We start from the raw sequence: 22398 nt of genomic DNA, 5'->3' as shown, positions 1-22398 counted from the left end.
CAAATCCATCTTACTTATTCTGAATCAATCCGATTCCATTTCCTACAGGATCAACTAAATAAGCAAGATAGAAGTTATCAAATTCCATCTTCTCTCTAACAACTTGAGCTCCCATTTCTACAGAGTTATGTATAGCTTCATCTATGTTATCAACTTGAATTTGAATTCTAATACCATGAGGATAATCGCTTGGTCCCTTAGAAATTCCGCCATGAATGCCAGGCTTGTCCTCATTTCCTGTTGTCACTGGAAGGTAACCCCAATTGGATGCGCCGATTTCCCAACCAAAAACAGTAGAATAGAAATTCGCCGCACGCTCAGGATCTTGACTATTCATTTCAAATAAGACAACTCGTCCCATTTCACTCATCCCCTTAATTTGGAATTAATATCCACATAATACCAAACATTTGTTCCCGTGTAAACACTAAATAACGCAACAGGAACTACAGGGTTAAAACACTCTAGTTCAGCGCAAATAACGCCCTGTAGTTCCTACCCAACGTACACTTCTCTCCACCATTCATTCTTGGTAAGAGTAAAATCCCTGCCCCGATTTACGCCCTAATCTCCCCGCTTTCACATATTTACGCAGCAGTGGACAAGGCCGATACTTGGAATCTTTAAAACCATCATAGAGAATTTCCATGATCGAAAGACACGTATCTAGTCCAATGAAATCCGCGAGCTCCAGCGGTCCCATCGGATGATTCATGCCGAGTTTCATCACTTTATCCACGGATTCAATAGAGGCTACACCTTCATATACGGTGAAAATGGCTTCATTAATCATCGGCATCAAGATCCGGTTAGAAACAAAGCCGGGGAAATCGTTCACTTCAACCGGTGTTTTTCCCATTCGCTGACTCAGCCCGTAAACAACCTCGAACACTTCCTGCGATGTCTCCAACCCTCGAATCACTTCTACGAGAGGCATGACCGGCACTGGATTCATAAAATGCATCCCGATAATTTGTTCCGGACGTCCCGTAACAGCTGCAATTTCCGAAATAGGAAGTGATGACGTATTCGTCGCCAAAATCGTATGAGGCGGACAAAGACTATCCAGCCTATGGAACAGCAAGACCTTCAACGCCATATTTTCAGATATGGCTTCGATAACGAAATCTGCTTGCTCCGCGTGCTCTACAAACTCAGTTGGTTGTATGCGGCTAACAATCTCCGCCATGCCTTCCGGGGTCAGTTTGCCTTTTTCAACATTTCGGCTTAACTGTTTGTTGATCGCCTGTATGCCCCTGTTCAGAAATTCCGAGGATGAGTCGTGCAGCAGCACCCGGAAGCCTGCAGCAGCAGCCACCTGTGCGATCCCGCTCCCCATTTGTCCAGCGCCAATGACCATGATGGTCTGTATGTTCATCGTCCCGCTCCCTCCAACCTATTCATCCGTCCACCCGAATGAGAATGGCATCACCTTGCGCAGCCCCGCTGCAAATTGCGGCAATTCCGTAGCCGCCACCGCTTCTTCGCAGCTCATGGATTAAGGTGAGCAGAATCCGTGCACCGCTTACTCCAATAGGATGGCCGAGAGCGATGGCCCCCCCTCCCACGTTAACAAGTTCCGGATTCCATCCAAGCATTTGTTCACTGGTCAGCAAGACCGCAGCGAAGGCTTCGTTCACTTCAAACCGGCTGATTTGATCCAGCGTGATGCCTGTTTGCCGCAACAGCTTCTGAATCGCTAACGCAGGCGTTGTCGCAATGTACGGCGCCTTCTCGCCAACATTCGCCGACCCGACAATCGTGGCAAGCGGGGTCACACCGTGAGCTGCTGCCTTCTCCTTTGACATCACGACCATCGCCGCCGCCCCGTCGTTAACGCCAGGGGCGTTTCCCGCCGTGATCGTTCCGCCTTTCACCAGTGCCGGCAACGCAGCAAGTTTCTCCAAACTTGTATCCGTTCGCGGACCTTCGTCTTCATCGACCAGCTTTGTTCCATGCTTTGATTGCACAACAATAGGCACAATTTCTTCCGCTGAGTAACCTTTTCTCCTCGCCTCAATCGCCAAAACATGACTGCGAAGAGCCCATTCGTCCTGCCGCTCACGACTTAAGCCGAATTCTCTGGCAACATCGCTGCCATGAACGAACATTTGGACATGTTCAAATGGGCAGAGCAAACCATCGTGAATCATTAAGTCAATGGTCGTCTGATTCCCCATCCGCGCCCCCCAGCGGGTGCTTGGCAGCAAGAAAGGGGCACTGCTCATGCTCTCCATTCCACCGGCAATCATGCATTCGGCATCGCCGGAACGGATCATTTGATCAGCAAGTGTGACACTTCGCAGACCCGATGCGCATACCTTATTGATCGTTTCTGCCGTTACACGCCACTCTAGACCCGCCAAACGCGCAGCCTGACGCGCGGGATTTTGCCCTGCTCCCCCTTGCAGGACCATGCCCATAATGACAGCCTCAATCACAGACGGCTCAAGAGAAGAACGCTGCATCGCCTCCCGAATTGCAGTACCGCCAAGTTCGACTGCCGAGACATCCTTTAAGCCGCCGCCAATTTTCCCAAAAGGTGTGCGGGCACCTCCAACAATGACACTTTCCTTCATGCATTAATCCTCCTAAGGTGAAAAGCCTCAGTAGATCATAGTTTCCATATCATATTTTTCTAAATAATACTTGACGCGCTGCAAAAATCGACCGCAAATCATCCCATCGAGAATACGGTGATCAAACGAAAGGCAGATTGAGACCATGGATCGGATGGCAATCATTTCTTGAATCACAACGGGTTTCCGAACAATATTTTCAAAGGTAAGATTAGCCGCTTGCGGTTGCTGAATAATGGGATAAGAAAGCATCGACCCAATGGTTCCGGTATTATGAAAAGTAAACGTACCGCCTTGCATATCCGCCATTCGTAAAGTGCCCGCCTTTGCCCGCTTGAGTAAATCAAACAGCTCAAACGCCAAGCCAGCTATGGATTTGCGGTCCGCATGATGGAGGACAGGCGTAATCACAGCGTCCTCAGAGCCAACTGCGACGGAAACATGAATATGTCTTTTGACAGCAATACCTTCCGGGGTCCATGATGCGTTGATTAGCGGGAACTCCTTTAAAGCATTCACAATCCCTTTGATTACAAAAGGTGAGATTGTAAGCGGCAAGCCTTCTTTCAACAAGAAGGTTTCCTTCAGCTTTTGCCGCAAGTTGACGAGATTAGTAACATCAACTTCGATCATCAGCCAGGCATGGGGAATTTCGGTGACACTTTGCTGCATGCGGGAAGCAATTGCTTGTCGCATCGGGCTGATAGCAAGCAGTTGATCGCCTGAGAGGGTTGCACCTGATTCCTCGTTTTGCGACATAGCTACCCTCCTCTACAATTCCGCTAACTGGCGCATCGCATCCTTCACGGTATCTACACTCGGCAGGTAATATTTCTCCAGCGTCGGCGCCATCCCGACTGGGGGAACGTCGGGCGGTGCGCAGCGCATGATGGGAGCATCCAGCTCATACAACAGGTGTTCAGCCAACATAGCCGATATCTCTGCACCAATACCACCAGTTTTGTTATCCTCGTGGACAATTAGAACTTTTCCTGTTTTCGCTGCAGCTTCAAAAATAGCCGGTTTGTCAAGAGGATGCAGTGTTCGCAGATCAAGAAGCTCTGTACCGATGCCCTCTAACTCCAGTTCAGCCGCTGCTTTCATGGCATATTGAACGGATAAACCGTAAGCAATGACCGTAATATCCGTACCTTCACGTCGGGTTATTGCTTTACCGATGGGGACGGTATAATCATCCGCGGGAACTTCGTCCGATACGGAGAGATAACATTTTTTATGCTCGAAAAAGAGAACCGGATCGTCGTCACGAATTGCTGCTTTCAATAATCCCTTGGCGTCATAAGCTGTGGACGGAGCGACAATTTTGAGGCCCGGCGTCCCAAAAAACACCGATTCGGGACATTGTGAATGATACAACCCCCCGCCGCCTGTGGCGCCGTAAGGTGCACGAATGACAATCGGGCAATGCCAGTCATTATTGGAGCGATAACGAATCTTGGCAGCTTCGCTAATGATTTGATTGGCTGCTGGAAATATGAAATCGGCAAATTGAATTTCTGCAATCGGCCTCATACCGACCATCGCCGCCCCAATTGCGACGCCTACGATGGCTGATTCAGAAAGCGGCGTATCGAGCACCCGCAGCTCGCCGAATTTATCGCGCATGCCTTTCGTGGCGTTCAGGACACCCCCTTTTCCGATATCTTCACCTAATACAAAAACGTTATCATCCCGCTGCATTTCCTCCGACATCGCTGAACGAATAGCTTCCAAGTAGGTTATGATCGGCATCTCAAACATCACCCCCATCTTCCGCGTACACATGCCGGAGTACATCCTCCGGAGCCGGAAATGGTGATTTTTCAGCGTATTTTGTGGCTTCATTCACTTCTTTGGCAATATTCTCTTGCAAGGCGCGATCCAAATCCTCACTGAGTACGTCACTTTCCATTAAATAACGCCGGAACCGTTGAACGCCTTCCTGATCTTTGTGGTAATCCACTTCTTCCTTCGTTCGATAGAGCATATCGTCGTCGGCGGTGGAATGAGGAGGAATTCGATACATCATTGCTTCAATTAATGTGGGACCATAGCCACGAACGGCACGCTCTCTGGCTTCTTTTACCGCACGATAAACTTCCAGAGCATCATTGCCGTCAACTCGTTGACCTGGAAAACCATACCCTGCTGCACGATCAACGACACGACCGGCAACCTGCCGATGGGCTGGAATAGAAATCGCATATTGATTGTTTTCGCATAGGAAAATCACAGGCAGCTTGAATACGCCGGCGAAATTGAAAGCCTCATGCACATCACCTTGATTACTCGAGCCTTCTCCAAAAGTTACGAATGCCACATGTTCTTCCTTCCTCATCAGAGCTGTGAGCGCAATGCCAACCGCATGCAGAACTTGCGTCGCTACGGGACTTGAGCCGGATACGATATGGTGCTTTTTATAACCGAAATGCCCTGGCATCTGCCGGCCCCCGTTAATATCCTCCGCTTTGAACAGCGCCGCCAACAGCAGTTCCTGGACCGTCATGCCGATTGTGAGCACAAAAGCATAATCTCTGTAATAGGGAAGGAAATAATCCTGCTGTTTATCTAAAGCGAATGCAGCCGCCACCTGTGCCGCTTCTTGACCGAAGCTGGAAATGTGAAAGGCCGTTTTGCCTGATCTTTGCAGCAGGGTAGCGCGTTCATCGAATTTTCTCGCTTTCAGCATGTAAGCATACATCTTCAGCACGTCATCGTCCGTTAAACCCAGCTGCTGATGCTTGAGCATGTGCTGAGAAGACATCGCCATTCCTCCTCTTCTGTTCATTACATGTTTCTGCGATACTGCCCGCCGACTTGATAAAGCGCACGTGTAATTTGCCCGAGACTCGCAACTTTGACAGTTTCCATTAATTCCGCGAAAATATTTCCGCCTGAGAGCGCCACCCCCTGAAGTTTCTGCAATGCCGCTGGAGCTGCTTGTTGATTTCGATCAAGAAATTCCCGAAGATGGGTAATTTGTTGGTTTTTTTCGGCTGTTGATGCCCTCGCAAGCGGAATATCCATGTCCCCCTCAGGTGGATTAGGATTCAAGAATGTATTGACGCCAATGATCGGCAAGTCTCCTTGATGTTTTTTCATCTCATAGAGCATCGATTCATTCTGAATTTTACCCCTTTGATACTGAGTCTCCATGGCACCGAGCACACCGCCACGATCACTAATGCGTTCCAGTTCTTGCAAGACAGCCTCCTCGACCAGATCCGTCAATTCCTCAATGATAAAAGAGCCCTGAAGCATGTTTTCGTTTTTAATAAAACCAAGCTCTTTCGTAATGATTAACTGAATGGCCATCGCTCGGCGAACCGACTCCTCCGTTGGCGTCGTTACAGCCTCATCATAAGAATTCGTATGCAGCGAATTGCAGTTATCCAGCAGCGCCATCAAGGCTTGAAGGGTCGTTCGAATGTCATTAAAATCCATTTCCTGCGCATGTAAAGAACGCCCTGAGGTTTGTATATGATATTTCAGCTTCTGGCTGCGATCGTTCCCGCCATACTTCATTTTCATTGCCGTTGCCCATATGCGGCGCGCTACCCGCCCGATGACGGTATATTCCGGATCTAACCCATTGCTGAAAAAGAAAGAAAGATTCGGCGCAAAGTCATCAATCGACATGCCCCGGGACAAATAATACTCCACATACGTAAATCCATTGGCCAACGTAAAAGCGAGCTGAGAAATCGGGTTCGCCCCAGCCTCTGCGATATGATAACCCGAGATAGAAACCGAATAATAATTACGTACTTCCTGATCGATAAAATACTGCTGAATATCGCCCATCATTCGCAGCGCGAATTCCGTAGAAAAAATACAGGTGTTCTGTCCCTGATCCTCCTTCAAAATATCCGCTTGCACCGTTCCTCTAACCGATTTCAGCGTTGTCCAGCGAATTTCGGACGCCTCATCTATGGTTGGCTCTCTTCCACATTTCTGAACGAAACGCTCTATCTGATCGTCCATCGCTGTATTCAGATACATTGCCAAAATGATCGGCGCAGGCCCATTAATTGTCATGGAAACAGATGTCATTGGATCACATAGATCAAAACCGGCGTAGAGCTTTTTCATATCATCCAACGTACAGATGCTAACGCCGCTTTCGCCTATTTTTCCATAGATATCCTGACGTTCATCGGGATCTTCCCCGTACAAGGTGACAGAGTCAAACGCTGTGCTGAGACGTTTTGCTTGATCATTTTTGGACAAATAATGGAATCTCAGATTCGTTCGTTCCGGTGTGCCCTCACCTGCGAACTGACGTTTGGGGTCCTCGGCGGTACGCTTAAAAGGAAACACTCCTGCGGTATAAGGGAATTCTCCCGGCACATTTTCACGGTACAGCCATCGAATAATGTCGCCAGAATCTCTATATTTCGGCAAGCTGATCTTCGGAATATCCATTCCTGATAAGCTTGTCGTGGTAAGTTCCGTCACGATTTCCTTCTCCCGAACACGCGTAATGAACGTCTTGCCGCTATACTGTTTCTGACGTTCAGGCCACTGTTCAAGCATGCGGAGCGTATCTTTGTGCATTTGATTCTCACAATTCAGCTTAAGCGCATGAAGGGAAGCTAAACTTTCCTCCTGAGCATGCGCTGCAACTTGCGCTTGCCAAGTGGCAGCGATAGCTCCTTCGAGCCGGTAGCAGACACTCGCCAGCTCCGCTTCCTTTTCCGCAAAAGCATGATAGGACCGGATGCACTGTGCGATTTCACCGAGATATCGCGTACGATCCACCGGAATAATGACATGTGTTTTCGCATGTGCTGCCGAGCCGAATCCATCAATCGGCCATTGCAAAGAGCACTTGCGGTTCAACGTCTGAATGATCGCTTTAAATAACGTATCCACGCCAACGTCGTTAAATTGACTAGCCATCGTGCCATAGACAGGCATCGATTCATAAGGCTCAGAGAATCTGCCGTGATTTCGCTGCACCTGCTTCTTCACATCCCGAAGAGCATCTTCGGACCCTCGTCGATCAAATTTGTTAATCGCCACCAAATCTGCGTAGTCGAGCATATCGATCTTCTCTAATTGCGAAGGCGCGCCGAATTCGCTAGTCATGACATAGAGGGAGACATCCGCCAGTTTTGTGATCTGGTGATCGCCTTGACCAATTCCGCTTGTTTCGACAAGGATCAGATCAAAGCCCGCTTGCTGCAGAACAGCGATTGCCGGGCTAAGCGCTGCGGATAATTCGTTGCCCGATCCGCGTGTAGCCATACTGCGCATATACACGCGATCGGAATGAACAGCATTCATGCGTATCCGATCGCCAAGCAAAGCTCCCCCGCTTCGCTGTTTAGTTGGATCAACCGATAGAATCGCTATCGTCTTATCTGGATATTGCCGCAGGAAACGCTGGACGATTTCGTCCGTTAAGGAGCTTTTCCCCGCTCCTCCTGTGCCAGTAATGCCGACAATCGGGCATGCCGGCACCTGTGTCGGCGAGTTATGTTCAGGCGATTTGTCCGCTGTGTTATCACATGAGAGTTCTGCCATTGTTATACGCTGCGCCAGAGATCTATGATCTTTCACTGATTCAGTACCGTTAGCTCTATTCCTATCGGTAGCAACCGTACAGAAATCGCACTCCTTCATCATGTAGGAAATCATCCCTTGAAGCCCTAGCTCCCTGCCATCGTCAGGTGAAAAAAGGCGGGTAACGCCATACGCTTGCAGCCTTTTAATCTCCGACGGCAGGATGACGCCGCCCCCTCCACCAAAAACTTTTATGCTGGAGGCGCCTTTTTCACGCAGCAAATCGATCATATAAGAAAAAAATTCGACATGACCGCCTTGATAAGAGGAAACGGCAATGCCTTGAACATCCTCCTGAATCGCTGCCTGCACAATCTCCTGAACCGACCGGTTATGCCCAAGATGAATCACTTCCGCTCCGCTAGCTTGCAGAATCCTCCGCATAATCGTTATGGACACATCATGGCCGTCGAACAAAGCGGAAGCAGTGATGAATCGCACTTTATGATTCCCTGATGACACCGCTGAACCTCCTCTCCTCGGATGGCGGATGTGCACAAAAACCCCACCGACATTAGGATATCAGTGAGGCCTAGCCCTTCTCGGGCAAAATGGTTTTGGCAATTTTCCCATCCAGCGCTTCATATTCAAAGTAACGAATCGTATCGTACAGCTCGCTGCGTGTTTGCATGTGGTCTAGAAATTCTTTTTGTGTTCCCGTCGTCTGGATTTCCTCAAACACCCGCTCCATCGCCTTGGCCGCTACACGCAGCGAAGTCACCGGATAAATCACCATGCGAAATCCCCAGCTTTCGAACTGCTGCGCCGTAAAATAGGGCGTTCTTCCGAACTCCGTCATATTTGCCAGCAAGGGACAGGTCAATTCTTGGCTGAATCTGAGAAATTCCTCTTCTTTCTCCAGCGCCTCCGGGAAAATCGCATCTGCACCTGCAGCTACATACTGTTTCGCTCGAGCGATCGCCGCGTCCATTCCCTCTACACTTTTGGCGTCCGTTCGGGCAATAAGGTATAAAGATGGGGAAACGGTCTTGATCGTTTGAATTTTTTGCATCATCTCCTCAGGGGAAACCAGCTTTTTCCCGTTTAAATGGCCGCATTTCTTCGGCATTTCTTGATCTTCCAGTTGCACTGCTGCAACTTTGGCTTCCACCATCTCCTTCGCTGTTCGTGCTGCATTCAGAACACTTCCAAAGCCGGTGTCGATGTCAACCAACAGCGGGAGACCTGACGCGCGAACCAGTTCACGAGCGCGCTCCGCCACCTCGTTAGAGTAGATGAGGCCCAAATCAGGCAGCCCTCTGCTGGCTGTATAAGCGGCACCGGAGAGATAAATGGCTTCGAACCGCGCTTGTTTGGCAATAAGAGCTGCCATTCCATCGTGAGCGCCGGGGATTTTGACAATGGGACCCGCTTCGACGAGTTGACGAAAACGAGCGGCTAACTCCCATTGCTCAGGTTCTTCTTCAATGAGCCATGCCATAGGAACCTCCTGCATGATCATGTTTCCTGTTTTTTTGTGCATACCATCGGTCAAATAACAAAAAGCGATAGGAAATCCTGACATGGCGTCTGAATGAAACGCTCATAGTCAAGCGTAAGGTCCAAAATGTCGTATGATTTTCTCCTAGGGAAGCGGGTCACAAGGTTCGTCTCGAATTTCTCTATCACCTTAGGCAGACCTTCTGTTCGCCGCCTGCGATGACCGATTGGGTATTCACAGACGACTTTCTCGGTTGAGGTGCCATCCTGAAAATGAATTTGCACCGCATTCGCAATCGAGCGTTTGTCCGGGTCCAGATAATCCTTACTGTACTGCTCCTCTTCCGTGACGATCATCTTCGCCCTAAGAGCATCAATACGCGGGTCTTTTGCGATGCTTTCTTCATAATGCTCAGCCGTCAGTGTTCCGTACAGCAGCCCGATGGCAACCATGTACTGCAAGCAATGATCCCGATCCGCCGGGTTAAACAAAGGTCCTTTTTTATCAATGATCCGGATGGCGGATTGATGGGTGGTAAGCGTGATAGACTTAATTTCCTCTATACGCTCATTTACCAAGGGATGCAGCTCTAGCGCGCATTCCACAGCTGTCTGCGCATGAAATTCGGCAGGAAATGATATTTTGAATAAAATATTTTCCATTACATAGGAACCCAGCTCTCGCCCTAAAGTCAGCTCCTTGCCTCGGAACAACACATCTTGGAAACCCCATGTTTTGGCCGAAAGCGCGGTTGCATACCCCATCTCACCGCCGACAGCCATTAAGGCCAGACGCACCGCGCGACTAGTCGCATCCCCTGCAGCCCAGGACTTGCGCGAGCCAGTATTAGGCGCATGCCTGTAAGTTCTTAAGCTGGCTCCATCAATCCAGGCATTCGAGAGCGCGCTGCACACCTCCGCCTTCGTTCCGCCAAGCATGGCAGTCGCTACGGCCGTTGACGCTATTTTTACAAGATGAACATGGTCTAATCCCACACGATTTAAACTATTTTCTAAGGCCAGCACGCCTTGAATCTCATGCGCCTTAATCGACATCGTAAGAATATCCTTCACGTAGAGCGGCATTTTGCCCTCTGCTACCCTGCTGCGGCTAATATAGTCGGCAAGCGCCACGATACAGCCTAGATTATCGGATGGATGCCCCCATTCAGCCGCCAACCACGTGTCATTATAGTCGAGCCATCGGATCATGCACCCGATATTGAATGCCGCATGCACCGGGTCCAATTCGTACCGTGTACCCGGAACTCGGGCGCCTCCAGGCAAACTCGCTCCCGGCACAATCGGGCCCAGATGTTTCGCACATTCCGGAAAACGCAGCGCCAGCAAGCCGGTTCCTAGGGAATCCAACAGCACATGCTGCGCAATGCGATACGCTTCTTCGCTTTCAATATGCGCGTTTAGTGTATAGTCGGCTATTTCTTCAATTAACGGGTCAAAAGTCATCTCCTTATCGGCCGAGTTCTCGAATCCGCTCATTTACACTGTCGTCCTTTCTGGCAAATGAATTTCCAGCCCTCAAGGATGTAAGTTACGAGGTCCTGTGTATAGGACACGAGGCCGGAATAGCCGATTATTTGCGTGCTGCTCCATTACATGGCTGCTGACGCCAATCGTACGGGCAGCGAGAAATACCGGAGTGAACAATTCAATCGGAATGCCGAGCAAATAATAAACAGGAGCTGCATAATAGTCCAAGTTCGGATGAAGATTCTTCTCGCGTTTCATGACTTCTTCACCAACCACACACATCGTGTACAGCTCAGGTTGATTTTTCTCTAACGAAAGCGCAGCTAACGCATCTTTCATCAACAACGCGCGCGGATCGGCTTTTTTCATATAAACCCGATGACCGAAACCCATAATGCGTTCCTTCCGAGCTAATTTGCTTAACATGAGCGTTTCCAAGTTGCCTTCCGAACCTGCCTCAAGCAGCATCTCCATGACAGCTTCATTAGCGCCGCCGTGCAGCGTTCCTTTCAATGAGGCAACTGCTCCGGTTAGCGCGCCGTACAGGTCGGACTGTGTCGAAGCAATTACCCTTGCCGCGAATGTCGAATTCGGCATTTCATGCTCACTGTAGACGATCAGAGATTGGTCGAAAATATCCTCTTCCATCTTTGAAGGTACTTGACCCGTTATCATGTACAAAAAATTAGCAGAATAGGATAAGTCTTTTCGAGGTTCTACGAACGTTTGTTTGGTCTTGGCTTGATAGCCATTTGCTACAATTTGCGGCACCTTTGCCAGCAACCTGATCGCTTTTCGCGTATTTGCCTCCTTAGAACGATCTTCAAGCTCGTCATCGTAGCTGGCCAAAGCTGAAATCCCCGTTCTCAGCACATCCATAAGGTTAGCTTGCTCTGGCAGTAAACGAAGGATAGAACAAATGTTCGATGTCAATCCATATTCATCTTTAATTCTTTCTTCGAACGATGATCGTTCATTTTCATTAGGCAGCACTCCCTCAAGCAATAGCCCTGCAACATCCAGATAGGTAACCTGTTGCGCAAGCTCGATGAGGTCATATCCGCGAACAACAATTTCTTCTTTCTCGACATCCAGATATGAAATTCCCGTTTCACTAGCAATAACGTTCTCCAGTCCAGGGTGATAGCTGTTACTCATCTCATCGCTCCCCTTTCTCTCTTCCTGCCGCGTTTAGTCGGCAAGCAGCATGCGGGAAATCACAATACGCTGAATTTCGTTCGTCCCTTCATAGATTTGTGTAACCTTAGCGTCGCGCATATAACGTTCAACCGGATAATCTTTCGTGTACCCATAACCTCCGAAAATTTGGACAGCTTCAAGACTGACAGCAACAGCCGTATCACTGGCAAAAAGCTTCGCTATAGCGGCCTCCTTCCCGTACGGCAAGCCCTTGCTTTCCTTCCACGCGGCTTGATAGGTCAGCAGTCTGGCAGCTTCAATCTTGGTAGCCATATCAGCCAGTTTAAAAGCAATCGCCTGCTGCTCCCCGATTGGCTTTCCGAACTGCTTGCGCTGTTTCGCATAGCTAATCGATGCCTCCATCGCCGCCTGGGCAATCCCGAGCGCTTGCGCGGCAATGCCGATTCGCCCGCCGTCCAGACTTCGCATCGCGATTCGGAAGCCCTCTCCCTCAACCCCGAGCAAATGTACTGCGGGCACTCGGCAGTTCTCAAAACGCAGCTCGAGCGTTGGCGAAGAGCGAATGCCCAGCTTTTTCTCCTTGTGGCCGAAAATAAATCCCTCAGTCCCTTTCTCCACAAGAAATGCGCTGCACCCGCGCTTCTTGTTCACTGGATCCGTCATAGCAAAAACGATATAGACATCCGCTTCCCCTCCATTCGTGACAAATAACTTGGAACCATTTAGCACATAATGGTCCCCGTCCTTGACGGCCATTGTTTTCATCGCTCCCGCATCAGAGCCTGAACCGCTTTCTGTCAAGCTGTAAGCGCCAAGCTTCTTGCCTTGAGCCAGCGGCCGCAAAAACGCCATTTTCTGCGCTTCCGTCCCGTATTTCGAGATCGCCCATGAAACTAATGACGTATGCACGGATAACATCACACCTGTAGAAGCGCAAGCCTTCGAGAGCTCCTCGACGACGATGGCATACGTCAAGAAATCAGATCCGATGCCCCCGTATACTTCAGGCCACGGGATTCCCGTCAGGCCAAGCTCGCCCATTTTATCGAATATGGTCCGATCGAATCGCTCTTCTTCATCCCTTTGAGCAGCCGTAGGTTCAATTTCGTTTTTGGCAAAATCCCGCACCATAGCACGAATCATATTCTGTTCATCCGTTAAGGACAGTTCCATATGACCGCCTCCTTCGACATGATCGCTATTCCTGCATGTTTAGCCGAGGATAAGATCGGTGATTTGCTTCTTCATGGGACAAGTTGTAACCGCTTCCAACAACATGTTTTATATATACACGCCTTTCCGAAGGCTTATACCTGACAGGCTATGAAATTACCCGAAAATGAAAAAACACCGCTATTTAGCGATGTTTCTTCTCAGGACTATCTTAATTTAATCGGCATTCCGCTTACGGAAGACTCCAATGCCGCTAAGGTAATGCGCAGCGTGATAGCCGCGTCGGCGTAATCTGTCAAAATCCGCGACCGGTCTCCGGTTTTGATCGCATGCAAGAACGCATCCGTTTCAATTTCATAAGGATTGAGGATGTTCTTATACTCCGTTGTTTGCGTACTTTCATGATTCTTTAAGTACCGATTTTGTTGAATTTCCAAAACACCTTGATCTGTAAACAGTTCCAATCCCGATCGATGACCGAAAGGCAGCATACACGTATTCGTGATTGACGCCACGGCTCCACCTGCGAGCTTCAATGTCACAGCCCCGACATCAGCCACTTCAACGCCGTCGTGCTTCGTATGCATGTGGCGCTGCGCATAAACCGCGTACACTTCTTCCACTTCGCCAACCAAATAGCGAACCAAATCCACAATATGTGTTGTTTGTTCGACAAATTGACCGCCGGACCCATTTTGCTTACGCCACCAATGAACACCCGGCATGTCTCCTAACCAACTGCCAACCGCCATTCCGACTTTGCGGGTTTCCAGCAGCTCTTTCGCCTTCTGCACAGTGTCCGTATATCGGATATGATAACCAACCGAGGTGATGATATCCCTGCTATTCACCTGCGCTTGGATGCGATTCACAGTTTCCATGTCCAACCCGATCGGCTTTTCAATCAGGAATGGGATATTTCGCTGGACGATGGCTTCTTCAATACTACCATGCGCTATAGGCGGTACACTTATGTATACGGCGTCTGGTTTAACCGTATCCAACATCATCTCTATCTCGTCAAAAGCTTGTGCGCCAGCGAATTTCTGCGCCATCTTCTCCGCCTTTGGCAGCGAAGAACCAAGAAAAGCAACGACTTGCGCATCCTCCCTGGCAGCTAACAAACTTGCATGCTTCTCAGCAAACCATCCTGTTCCGGCAATTGCAATTTTCAACATGTTGATATACGCCTCCTAGTGGCTCAAATTAGCATAGATTCCCATAAGACAAGTATATACGCAGATGACAATCTTTTCTCTACTAAATTTTTTCTGATAAAATTTTAATCGTAATGTTAGTAATTATCATGATTTGGGTATATGATAATGAAGTCTCTGTCGATTTTGGCAAGATCTTTCAAGGTCATCTGGCCAAAAGTATGGTTTAATGGATGTATCATGTTTTGAAAATTCCCTGAAAGGTAATTACTGACCATGAAAACTGCCTCATTTCTATTTCCGAAAGATAAAGTAGCCTTTATTAAGTCAACCTCTTCCATGAAGGAAGCAATGGAACAATTAGAGCAGCACTATTATACAGCACTTCCCATCGTCGATGAAGGCGGAAAGTACGTAGGTACACTTTCCGAAGGCGACCTGTTGTGGACGCTCAAAAATAAGCCTGGCGTAAGCTTTGAGAACATGGATGACATCCCGGTAAGCAGCATAAAAAAACATATTCGCAACGAATGTGTTTGCATTGATGCGTTTATGGAGGATATGCTGGCCAAAGCAGCCGATCAAAACTTTGTTCCTGTCGTCGATGACAAACAAATTTTCTTAGGTATTATCCGCCGCAAAGATATTATCGCTTACTATATGAATAACATTACGGATTAAAATGAAAAGGAACTGGAGGCTGTGCCTCCGTTCCTTTTTCTTTTTAAGGCAACTGCCTTAAATCTGTACATGTTTAAGATTGCTGCATAAAGTACAGTTATTTAGCTGTATCTTCATGAAATGCCATATTTTACTGTAAAAGGTGCAGGTAATTTCAAGGAAATCAACTATTTCGTTGGTTTCAACGAAAATTACCTGTACAAAATGCAGTTGATAATAATCATTCAGGTGACAGCTGCTGAATTTACTGTATTTTTTGCAGGTAATGGTAAGTCTTATCCTGACCTTCCTTGCCAAGCAGGATTAGTTAGTCAACATACGGAGCAACAAGCTTCCGAACACGCTCAATCCCTTCCCACATGTCGCCAGGTCCATCATAGACGAGTGTAAACGGTCCTTCATACCCTGCTTGCTTTGCAATCTCCATGCACCGAATGAACTCTTCTTCATCCGGAAATCCTTCGCTATCCGTTTGCGCTTTGGCATGGATGGATTCACTGTATGGAATCGTTTTGGCGAGCGCATCGAACTTGTCGCTTCCTTTGAAATTGCCATAATCGGATGTGAACCCTAGGACATCTTCGCATCTCTCTAGCAAAGCAAGGCAGTTATCTGCTACGGAAGTCAATGAGTGGAAGTTTTCCGTAACCACCCTAACGCCGCGTGAACCGGCATACTCGCCTAATTCTCGTATTGCATTAGCGGAACGCGTTAAGGCTTGCGCGTCTGAAGGCTCCGCATCGCCAGCAATCACACGAACTCTTTCTGCTCCTGCACGGGCGGCAATATCGATCCATCCCTTGATCCAAGCGATGTCCGAGGCTCTGCGATCCTCATCAGCGCTAGAGATATCGCCGTACTCGAGTAGCAGCGTGTAGAAGCGAACATTTGCTGTTTGGAACGATTGTTTCAATGCAGTAAGATACGCTGCGCTCGTTTCCGGAAAATGAAAATGGCAAACCTCCAAAGAGGCAAACCCTTTGTCGGCAAGCACAGCGGGAAGCTCAAGCAGTGTAAGATGTTCCGGTTGCTCTTGCGCAGCCGTGATTTGGGAGTGCGTAGATTCATCCCAGCGTGTCCAGCGTAATGGCCCCAGCAGTCGGTGCAAGCTCCAGCTCGTCAACGATAAAAATGGCATATTGTCAACCCTTCCCTAGCTCTATTTGGTCATATTTTACCAAATACGTATTGCTGAACACCATATGCCATCTCGCCGTCTCATCTCTTATTGTGCTGTTTTGTCCACTTCTTCCACAACCAGATATCCGTTGCCATCAGGATCTTGAAAATGGAAACAGGTTACACCCAACCTCTTTTCAATCCCCTCTTTCACAAGACCCCCTACAGAATGGACATGCGCAAGGGCAGCGTCCAAATCCGGCGATTCCATGATCATAATCGGATTCGTGCGAGTTTCTACTTGCAGCTGCTCAAAGTATTTACTTTGGGAATGACTTAGCCGATTATCGTCAATGAGCAAATGAGGGCCGCGATCCATCAGAATCGCTGGCAAATCGCCGAAACGCGGGTCTGAACCGGCGCTTTTCCCCACAAAAGCTTCATACCAAGCCGTCGTATCCTCAATATCATCGGTATGCACCAAGATGCGGCTAATTTTTCGCAAATGTGCATTCGTTGGCCTGCCCGGTTTTAGACCTAAGTCACGATTCGCTTTGCAAACCATATGAGAGTTTATATTAAAAACGGATATATATTCGTCAGTAAAAGCCTCTGTCAATACCGTATGAGGTCTATGCTCACAAAATTGATGGGCAGCATGGATATCATCGGCATCGAACATCACCGTCGGTGGAGACCCCCAGGTATTCCTGTCCAGAATGATTTCCGTTTCCTCCAAAGCAAAAATATAAATACCATGGGTGTCCTGATCAGGCTGAGGCACGATCGGGCGCTGAAACAAATTCGCATACCATTCAATAGCTCGTTTAAGATCGTGAACGGGAACAAATACGGCTGGCATAAAAGCATTAATCGGATGTGACATCTTCGTTTTCCTCCTTAGATAGTCGTTCAACTTATAGACACAGCGGCTGCGTAATTTCTATCACGCTCATTCCACAATAGATGCAATCATTTGGATGCCTTCTTTTTCGGCCTCCCAAGCGAGCCGTAGTTCCTCTCCAATCTTGCTCATTCGGCCTGCATGACTGCCACCATATCCGAATGGAAAGCTCGGATACAAGCGAGTAAACGATTCGCTGACTTGTGTATAGCATGCTGCCGCTTCGGCAAGCCGCTGCTTACGCCAATCATTGTTGCTGCTATTTGACAACTCGAGCAAATACTGAGCAGCATGATGCCGAGCTTCGGCTAAAATCGCCACTTGATAGGCATGTCCTTGCAGATCAAGCGAACCATCCTTTACCGCCTCCAGCCAGAGGCGGTAACCGTCAAGGCCGAAGGCATAGCCAGCAAGCGGAGGCTCTTTCCCTCTTGCATGATCAATAATCGCTCGCAGTGTGGCGTCCACTGTCTGAGAAGGCGCCACTCTCCCGCGAATACCAAGGACGAACAATGGCGGCTGATCAGCCTTTCGTCCCAACTGGTCATAACGGACAATCCGTTCCTCTCGGTTATGACCTAGATATAGGATTTTCTGCTCGTTGTCATCGTAGCCATATATAAACCCAAACTCATTACTTTGCATGTTCCAAATAATCGCAGGAACACCTTGGTCGATAGAACCATGAAGAATGGATAAGATATGAACTTGCTGTTCCGGCGTTAACGTCTTTCGTTGAGGACGTCCAAAGCAGGTCCCGTGAACGCCGAGCCGTTCTAGAATGCGATAGGCGGTGTAACTCCAGTCAAACGTTGAGATCCCTTGGGAATGACAGCTTTTCGCCACATTCAAACGGAATGCATCCCCTGAGATCCCCATCAGCTCCGTATGGGAAATGTGTTCCTCTCCTACAGTTCGAAGCGCTTCACCGATCATAACCGATAGAAATGCATAAGGCCGAGAAAACACCGGAAGTGGCAGCGTTCTGGCGGCTCTGTGACCACTCTTCTTCCGTACCTCCAGATAACGCTCGATTTCCTTGCGGAATCGCTCTTCATTCGCTTTCACCCGAGCGCGAGACAGCAAATTGTAAATATTGCTTGGTTTCATGCCGAAGCGGGCAGCCAGTTCTTCCGTCGTCGCATCATCAAATGCATTCGCGCTTAAAACCTCGCGTGCCTGCTCAGAAAGCGGGCGCATGGAACTGCGAATCAGATCTTCGCCTTCTTCCCGTTCCTGCCATGCTGTTGGACTGAACACTTCTCCCCCGCTGAACGCTTCCCAACCTGTTTCCGGTATATCCTCCGTAACATATTCGCTCCGGTTAGCAGCTCCACGAATCGAATTCATGGCGATACGGCGAACCATAACCCGAAACCACGTACCGAATTTCTCTTCATCTTTCAGAGCGTGTATGTTGTCTTTTACTTTGAGAAAAGCTTCCTGGACCACATCTTCCGCGAGAAAAGCATCGCGAACGACGGCTTGCGCCCACGATAAGGCAGCTGAACGATAGGCGCTGAGCAGCAGCTCAAAAGCAATCGGATCTCCCTCTTTGACGCGGCGAATAAGATCGGGCAAATCATTATGGTTCCCCACTGGCAACCTCCTGCCGTGTTTATTTCCCGTCTATATTCGCTAATAAAGACCGATTCTCCTACCTATTCGCTCGATAGCTGGATAGATTCCAGGATGGCCAAGTTTTGTTCTTTTGATCACTCATCACACGATCTATGGTTTGTTGAACAGAACTTAACTCGGGATGCTTCACCTGCAGTTCCTTCAAAGCGGGAACTACATCGGTTGAAAGTCTTCCCAAATATTCAAGGTCGATGACACCCGTTTTTTCATAGCGCTCCATGTTGTTAATAGCAATCCGGTGGTCGAGATTCATGTAGTTCATCACCAAATAAGCAAGTATGGCCGTCGTTATGTAGGCTCTGGACATCGACATCGTTTCTATCCAAATCCGGAAAAAAGCAAGGATAAACAAAATGCCAAGGAAGATCATAAACCCATGCACAAGCAGTCTCGTTTGCGTAAATCCATAAGCTTCTTCATAAAGCGAAAGCCTTCCATAAGCAGAGATTAGCATGACTATCGTGCAGGCTACCAACAAAGTAAGCAGCACTTTTCGGATTTTTTCTCCTAATGGACTGCTTGAACGAATCCAATGTAAACCAGGAAATAGCAGCGATACATTGATTAGAGCAACAACAACCAGCTCTGCGAAACCTCTGCGCGCATATTCCGCATACGCTACACCGGATGGCAGCAGGCCATCTGCAGCCCCGAATAAATAAGAAAACTGGATAATCGCAAACAGCACATAAACAACATTCACACATATAAGCAGCGTTCCTGCTGTGATTGGGTCAAGCTGCGCTTTGCTCCGGACTACGACTTCCGTAGCGGCAGCAGTTTCATCTTTCTGACTGTCGAATGGGTGCGATGCTTCAGTGAGTTTTGGGAAAAGCAGTCCCCACATATAACAAAAAGAGTAAATGCTAATCACAACCGCAAGAATGATTCGTCCTACACTTTCCCCTATGGACGCGCCACTGAACCATGTTGGAATCTCCGCGATCCAGGAAAAGAATATCTGGTCAGCTGAAGCTAACAACAGGGTGACGATAAACAGGATTGGCGCTGCCAGCAGCAGACCTGCCAAAACTTTTACGACTTTTCCCCAAGACGAATCTTTATGGTTACCTCCGCTTGGCAGCCATGCCTTCAACATTCCGAAAGGTACAGGAAGATACGTAATCGGACTGCTGATAACATGCCTAACCATGTCTTGCAAAAATGTGGCATGGTACCACGCATGTTTGCTATTCCTTGACAACACGACCGTTTGCATCACGATACAAAGCGGAAGAGCGATCATATTTAGCAGGTGAAAAAAACGGTTTGCGAACAAGGCATAGGTCAAGGCCAACAAACCAACCGGCACCATCAGCAACCACCCTGCCGTACTCTGCCCTTTCCATGGCTCAAATCCACCTAATCGGCCTTTTATCGAATAAAAATAAAGTCCATAGAAACCGGCAACGCTTAGAAAGACAGAAACACCTGCTGGTCGGCCGATAAATAAATATTGTACCAGCAGACCGAATAAACAAGCGTACGCTAACATGTAGCTATATTTTCTTTGCCATGGAGCTGGATCTCTCATTGAACTTTCTCTCCTTTAATCATAACGATATAGAATTGCAAGGAATTGATAATTCCTGCCTTTTATTGTAACCTTTAAAACAAGAACAAAAAGTGTAAGATTATTTTCGGAAATTTCATATTTTATGACGGAGGCACTTAATGAAAATTCGCAAGCATTATTTGACACTTCGACATGCCTTTCCACAGCTTCAAGAAGAGTCTCCGCTGGAGACAACGCTCGAAGAGCTTGCTGCACAGTTAGATTGCACACATCGCAATATGGTGCTACTACTTAAGCGAATGCAGCAAGAACAGTGGCTCACCTGGCAACCCAAAAAGGGCCGCGGCAATCGCTCGACCCTCATTTTTCATATGCGCAAAGAGCAATTACTTTTGGAAGAAGCCAAACAGTTCGTGGCTAAGCAAGATTTGCAATCTGCTCTTGGACTGCTGCAATCAACTGAACATTCCTCTCACTTACGAGAGCAGTTCCAAGATTGGTTGTCTGGTCAATTCGGCTTTCGTTCCGAGCTTCAGGGTGATCGCCGATCGGATGTGCTGCGCTTTCCTCTGACTCAAACCATCCATGCGTTAGATCCCGCTGCCATCCATTATGCGGGGGAATCTCATCTGGTGAATCAGCTATTCGACGGTCTCGTCCGGATGGATTCGAAGGGGGAGCACATCGTGCCTCATTTGGCGCATGCATGGGAAGTTGATGAAACAAGAACCGTTTGGACGTTTTATCTCCGAAAAGGCGTGCGCTTTCACCATGGGCGCGAAATGTCCGCCAGCGACGTGAAATATGCGCTGGAAAGGCTTCGGCGCTTAGCGCCACGCGGACTGTACAGCTGGGCTTATGCAGGAATCGAGCAGATTTCATGCCCGAATGAGACGACCGTTGTTATCCGCTTAGTAGAGCGCAACGAATTGTTTTTGGGCTTCTTGAGCACGAATCGAGCTGCGATTGTTCCTGAAGATGCGTGTGAGGCAGCCGGAGGTTGGATGGGAACGAACCCTGTCGGGACAGGTCCTTTTCGCTTAGCGGGGCATGAGCACGGCATTTGGATTCTGGAGGCATTTCCTGCGTATTTTCAAGGCCGAGGTTTCCTGGATCGTGTCGAGGTGTGGACGCTGCCAGAGAATGAACATTTGTCTGACTCTACTCATAAGCTGCCTTTCCAAGTCATGCACAATGTACGAATTTCGGACATGGACGCTCAGCGCTGGCAGCAAGTGCGGCAATCGGGCATGACCACAAAATTCATGACCGTGAATGAGAGAAAAGAAGGCCCTTTACGAAATCCACTCATTCGCCAAGCGCTCAGTCTGGCATTAGATCAAGCTTATTTATTAGAGCAGCTTTCCGGGGATGTGATCGAATCGGCAAACTCTTTCTTTCCGAGGTCAGCTACAGAGGAACAAGAAGAAGTCCTTGCTCCCCTCCCTTATTCAACAGCACCAACAAGTTTTGAGCATTTGCTCTACACTGCCGGTTATCAAGGGGAGACGCTTACGTTAGCTACAATTCCGCAATACGAGCAGGATGCGCTTCTATTACAGAACATGTACGCTTTAGCGGGCATCACCCTCCAAATCATGCTCATTCCTGCTGAGCAATTCAATGGCGAACTGCGCATGTCGGCTGATCTTGTTCTCTTCGCCATTATGATTGACGAGCACCGTGAGCTGCGGCTTTACGATATGTACAAAAGCATGCAGCAGCATGCGGCGCCTGAAGTGCAGCGCTTGCTTGATGACAGCTTGCAGCTGCTCCGTAATGAAATCGACCCGATACGCAGAAAAACGCTGCTCGAGCAGTTAGAATCACAGCTCAAGCAGCGTTACAGCTTGCTTTTTCTATATCGGAAACATCTCAAAACCGCTTACCACCCGTCAATTCGCGGGATTTCGTTCGATTCCCTCGGGTGGGTACGATTTCGCGACATTTGGTTCACCTAAACAAACG

Annotated in this window: 18 protein-coding genes; 2 read left to right on the top strand and 16 right to left on the bottom strand. The window is 48.4% G+C overall.

The annotated features are described in order from the left end of the window. Positions 1–10 precede the first annotated feature (10 nt). From RQP52_RS06490 to RQP52_RS06435, 12 genes are all read right to left on the bottom strand, one after another. On the bottom strand, positions 11–361 hold the full coding sequence (locus tag RQP52_RS06490) for a VOC family protein (RefSeq protein WP_315950197.1): 351 nt from the start codon (positions 359–361) through the stop codon (positions 11–13). A gap of 162 nt (positions 362–523) precedes the next feature. After that, complete coding sequence (locus tag RQP52_RS06485; protein WP_315950195.1) at positions 524–1378, bottom strand: 3-hydroxybutyryl-CoA dehydrogenase; 855 nt, start codon at positions 1376–1378, stop codon at positions 524–526. Between the two features lie 22 nt (positions 1379–1400). Continuing rightward, the gene (locus RQP52_RS06480; RefSeq protein WP_315950192.1) at positions 1401–2579 is read right to left on the bottom strand and encodes an acetyl-CoA C-acetyltransferase; all 1179 of its coding nucleotides are present in this window, start codon (positions 2577–2579) and stop codon (positions 1401–1403) included. 27 nt (positions 2580–2606) lie between these two features. Continuing rightward, complete coding sequence (locus tag RQP52_RS06475; protein ID WP_315950191.1) at positions 2607–3338, bottom strand: dihydrolipoamide acetyltransferase family protein; 732 nt, start codon at positions 3336–3338, stop codon at positions 2607–2609. Between the two features lie 12 nt (positions 3339–3350). Further along, complete coding sequence (locus tag RQP52_RS06470) at positions 3351–4331, bottom strand: alpha-ketoacid dehydrogenase subunit beta (protein ID WP_315950413.1); 981 nt, start codon at positions 4329–4331, stop codon at positions 3351–3353. Position 4332: 1 nt separating this feature from the next. After that, the gene (locus RQP52_RS06465) at positions 4333–5343 is read right to left on the bottom strand and encodes a thiamine pyrophosphate-dependent dehydrogenase E1 component subunit alpha (protein WP_315950190.1); all 1011 of its coding nucleotides are present in this window, start codon (positions 5341–5343) and stop codon (positions 4333–4335) included. 23 nt (positions 5344–5366) lie between these two features. Then, positions 5367–8609, bottom strand: a complete 3243-nt coding sequence (gene icmF, locus RQP52_RS06460; RefSeq protein WP_315950189.1) for a fused isobutyryl-CoA mutase/GTPase IcmF — start codon at positions 8607–8609, stop codon at positions 5367–5369. Positions 8610–8679: 70 nt separating this feature from the next. Further along, positions 8680–9588: a methylisocitrate lyase gene (prpB, locus tag RQP52_RS06455; protein ID WP_315950188.1), complete on the bottom strand. Its 909-nt coding sequence runs from the start codon at positions 9586–9588 to the stop codon at positions 8680–8682. 50 nt (positions 9589–9638) lie between these two features. Further along, positions 9639–11087 carry a bifunctional 2-methylcitrate dehydratase/aconitate hydratase gene (locus RQP52_RS06450; protein ID WP_315950186.1) on the bottom strand — a complete coding sequence of 483 codons (1449 nt, stop codon included), beginning with the start codon at positions 11085–11087 and terminating at the stop codon, positions 9639–9641. 39 nt (positions 11088–11126) lie between these two features. After that, positions 11127–12236 carry a citrate synthase gene (gene mmgD / locus RQP52_RS06445; protein WP_315950184.1) on the bottom strand — a complete coding sequence of 370 codons (1110 nt, stop codon included), beginning with the start codon at positions 12234–12236 and terminating at the stop codon, positions 11127–11129. A gap of 33 nt (positions 12237–12269) precedes the next feature. Further along, entirely contained in the window at positions 12270–13412 is a 1143-nt protein-coding gene (locus RQP52_RS06440; protein WP_315950183.1) for an acyl-CoA dehydrogenase, read from the bottom strand. A 206-nt stretch (positions 13413–13618) separates the two neighbouring features. Continuing rightward, positions 13619–14590, bottom strand: a complete 972-nt coding sequence (locus RQP52_RS06435) for a Gfo/Idh/MocA family protein (RefSeq protein WP_315950182.1) — start codon at positions 14588–14590, stop codon at positions 13619–13621. A gap of 255 nt (positions 14591–14845) precedes the next feature. Here RQP52_RS06435 and RQP52_RS06430 point away from each other — a divergent pair, with 255 nt between their 5' ends. Next, positions 14846–15250, top strand: coding sequence for a CBS domain-containing protein (locus tag RQP52_RS06430; protein ID WP_315950181.1), 405 nt, complete (start codon positions 14846–14848; stop codon positions 15248–15250). Between the two features lie 307 nt (positions 15251–15557). On the opposite strand, the gene RQP52_RS06425 is transcribed toward RQP52_RS06430, so the two are convergent. From RQP52_RS06425 to RQP52_RS06410, 4 genes are all read right to left on the bottom strand, one after another. Continuing rightward, complete coding sequence (locus RQP52_RS06425; RefSeq protein WP_315950180.1) at positions 15558–16388, bottom strand: sugar phosphate isomerase/epimerase family protein; 831 nt, start codon at positions 16386–16388, stop codon at positions 15558–15560. Positions 16389–16475: 87 nt separating this feature from the next. After that, positions 16476–17255: a VOC family protein gene (locus RQP52_RS06420; RefSeq protein ID WP_315950179.1), complete on the bottom strand. Its 780-nt coding sequence runs from the start codon at positions 17253–17255 to the stop codon at positions 16476–16478. A 66-nt stretch (positions 17256–17321) separates the two neighbouring features. Beyond that, positions 17322–18872, bottom strand: coding sequence for an RNA polymerase sigma factor (locus tag RQP52_RS06415; protein WP_315950178.1), 1551 nt, complete (start codon positions 18870–18872; stop codon positions 17322–17324). A gap of 58 nt (positions 18873–18930) precedes the next feature. Next, positions 18931–20448 carry a DUF4153 domain-containing protein gene (locus tag RQP52_RS06410; RefSeq protein ID WP_315950177.1) on the bottom strand — a complete coding sequence of 506 codons (1518 nt, stop codon included), beginning with the start codon at positions 20446–20448 and terminating at the stop codon, positions 18931–18933. Positions 20449–20588: 140 nt separating this feature from the next. Here RQP52_RS06410 and RQP52_RS06405 point away from each other — a divergent pair, with 140 nt between their 5' ends. Beyond that, the gene (locus tag RQP52_RS06405; RefSeq protein WP_315950176.1) at positions 20589–22391 is read left to right on the top strand and encodes an ABC transporter substrate-binding protein; all 1803 of its coding nucleotides are present in this window, start codon (positions 20589–20591) and stop codon (positions 22389–22391) included. The last annotated feature ends 7 nt before the right edge of the window (positions 22392–22398 follow it).

Origin of the sequence: Paenibacillus violae (genome assembly GCF_032461945.1) — a bacterium.
GTDB lineage: Bacteria > Bacillota > Bacilli > Paenibacillales > NBRC-103111 > Paenibacillus_E > Paenibacillus_E violae.
This window is presented reverse-complemented; position numbering and strand designations above follow the sequence as displayed.

Bases quoted from the DNA above. Each gene is read 5' to 3' on its own strand.
- RQP52_RS06435 (WP_315950182.1), bottom strand. From the start codon at position 14,590: ATGTTGAAAATTGCAATTGCCGGAACAGGATGGTTTGCTGAGAAGCAT.
- RQP52_RS06410 (WP_315950177.1), bottom strand. From the start codon at position 20,448: ATGAGAGATCCAGCTCCATGGCAAAGAAAATATAGCTACATGTTAGCG.
- RQP52_RS06470 (WP_315950413.1), bottom strand. From the start codon at position 4,331: ATGCCGATCATAACCTACTTGGAAGCTATTCGTTCAGCGATGTCGGAG.
- RQP52_RS06430 (WP_315950181.1), top strand. From the start codon at position 14,846: ATGAAAACTGCCTCATTTCTATTTCCGAAAGATAAAGTAGCCTTTATT.
- prpB (WP_315950188.1), bottom strand. From the start codon at position 9,588: ATGGCATGGCTCATTGAAGAAGAACCTGAGCAATGGGAGTTAGCCGCT.
- RQP52_RS06440 (WP_315950183.1), bottom strand. From the start codon at position 13,412: ATGGAACTGTCCTTAACGGATGAACAGAATATGATTCGTGCTATGGTG.
- RQP52_RS06475 (WP_315950191.1), bottom strand. From the start codon at position 3,338: ATGTCGCAAAACGAGGAATCAGGTGCAACCCTCTCAGGCGATCAACTG.
- RQP52_RS06425 (WP_315950180.1), bottom strand. From the start codon at position 16,388: ATGCCATTTTTATCGTTGACGAGCTGGAGCTTGCACCGACTGCTGGGG.
- mmgD (WP_315950184.1), bottom strand. From the start codon at position 12,236: ATGAGTAACAGCTATCACCCTGGACTGGAGAACGTTATTGCTAGTGAA.
- RQP52_RS06450 (WP_315950186.1), bottom strand. From the start codon at position 11,087: ATGAGCGGATTCGAGAACTCGGCCGATAAGGAGATGACTTTTGACCCG.
- RQP52_RS06420 (WP_315950179.1), bottom strand. From the start codon at position 17,255: ATGTCACATCCGATTAATGCTTTTATGCCAGCCGTATTTGTTCCCGTT.
- RQP52_RS06405 (WP_315950176.1), top strand. From the start codon at position 20,589: ATGAAAATTCGCAAGCATTATTTGACACTTCGACATGCCTTTCCACAG.
- RQP52_RS06465 (WP_315950190.1), bottom strand. From the start codon at position 5,343: ATGTCTTCTCAGCACATGCTCAAGCATCAGCAGCTGGGTTTAACGGAC.
- RQP52_RS06485 (WP_315950195.1), bottom strand. From the start codon at position 1,378: ATGAACATACAGACCATCATGGTCATTGGCGCTGGACAAATGGGGAGC.
- RQP52_RS06480 (WP_315950192.1), bottom strand. From the start codon at position 2,579: ATGAAGGAAAGTGTCATTGTTGGAGGTGCCCGCACACCTTTTGGGAAA.
- RQP52_RS06490 (WP_315950197.1), bottom strand. From the start codon at position 361: ATGGGACGAGTTGTCTTATTTGAAATGAATAGTCAAGATCCTGAGCGT.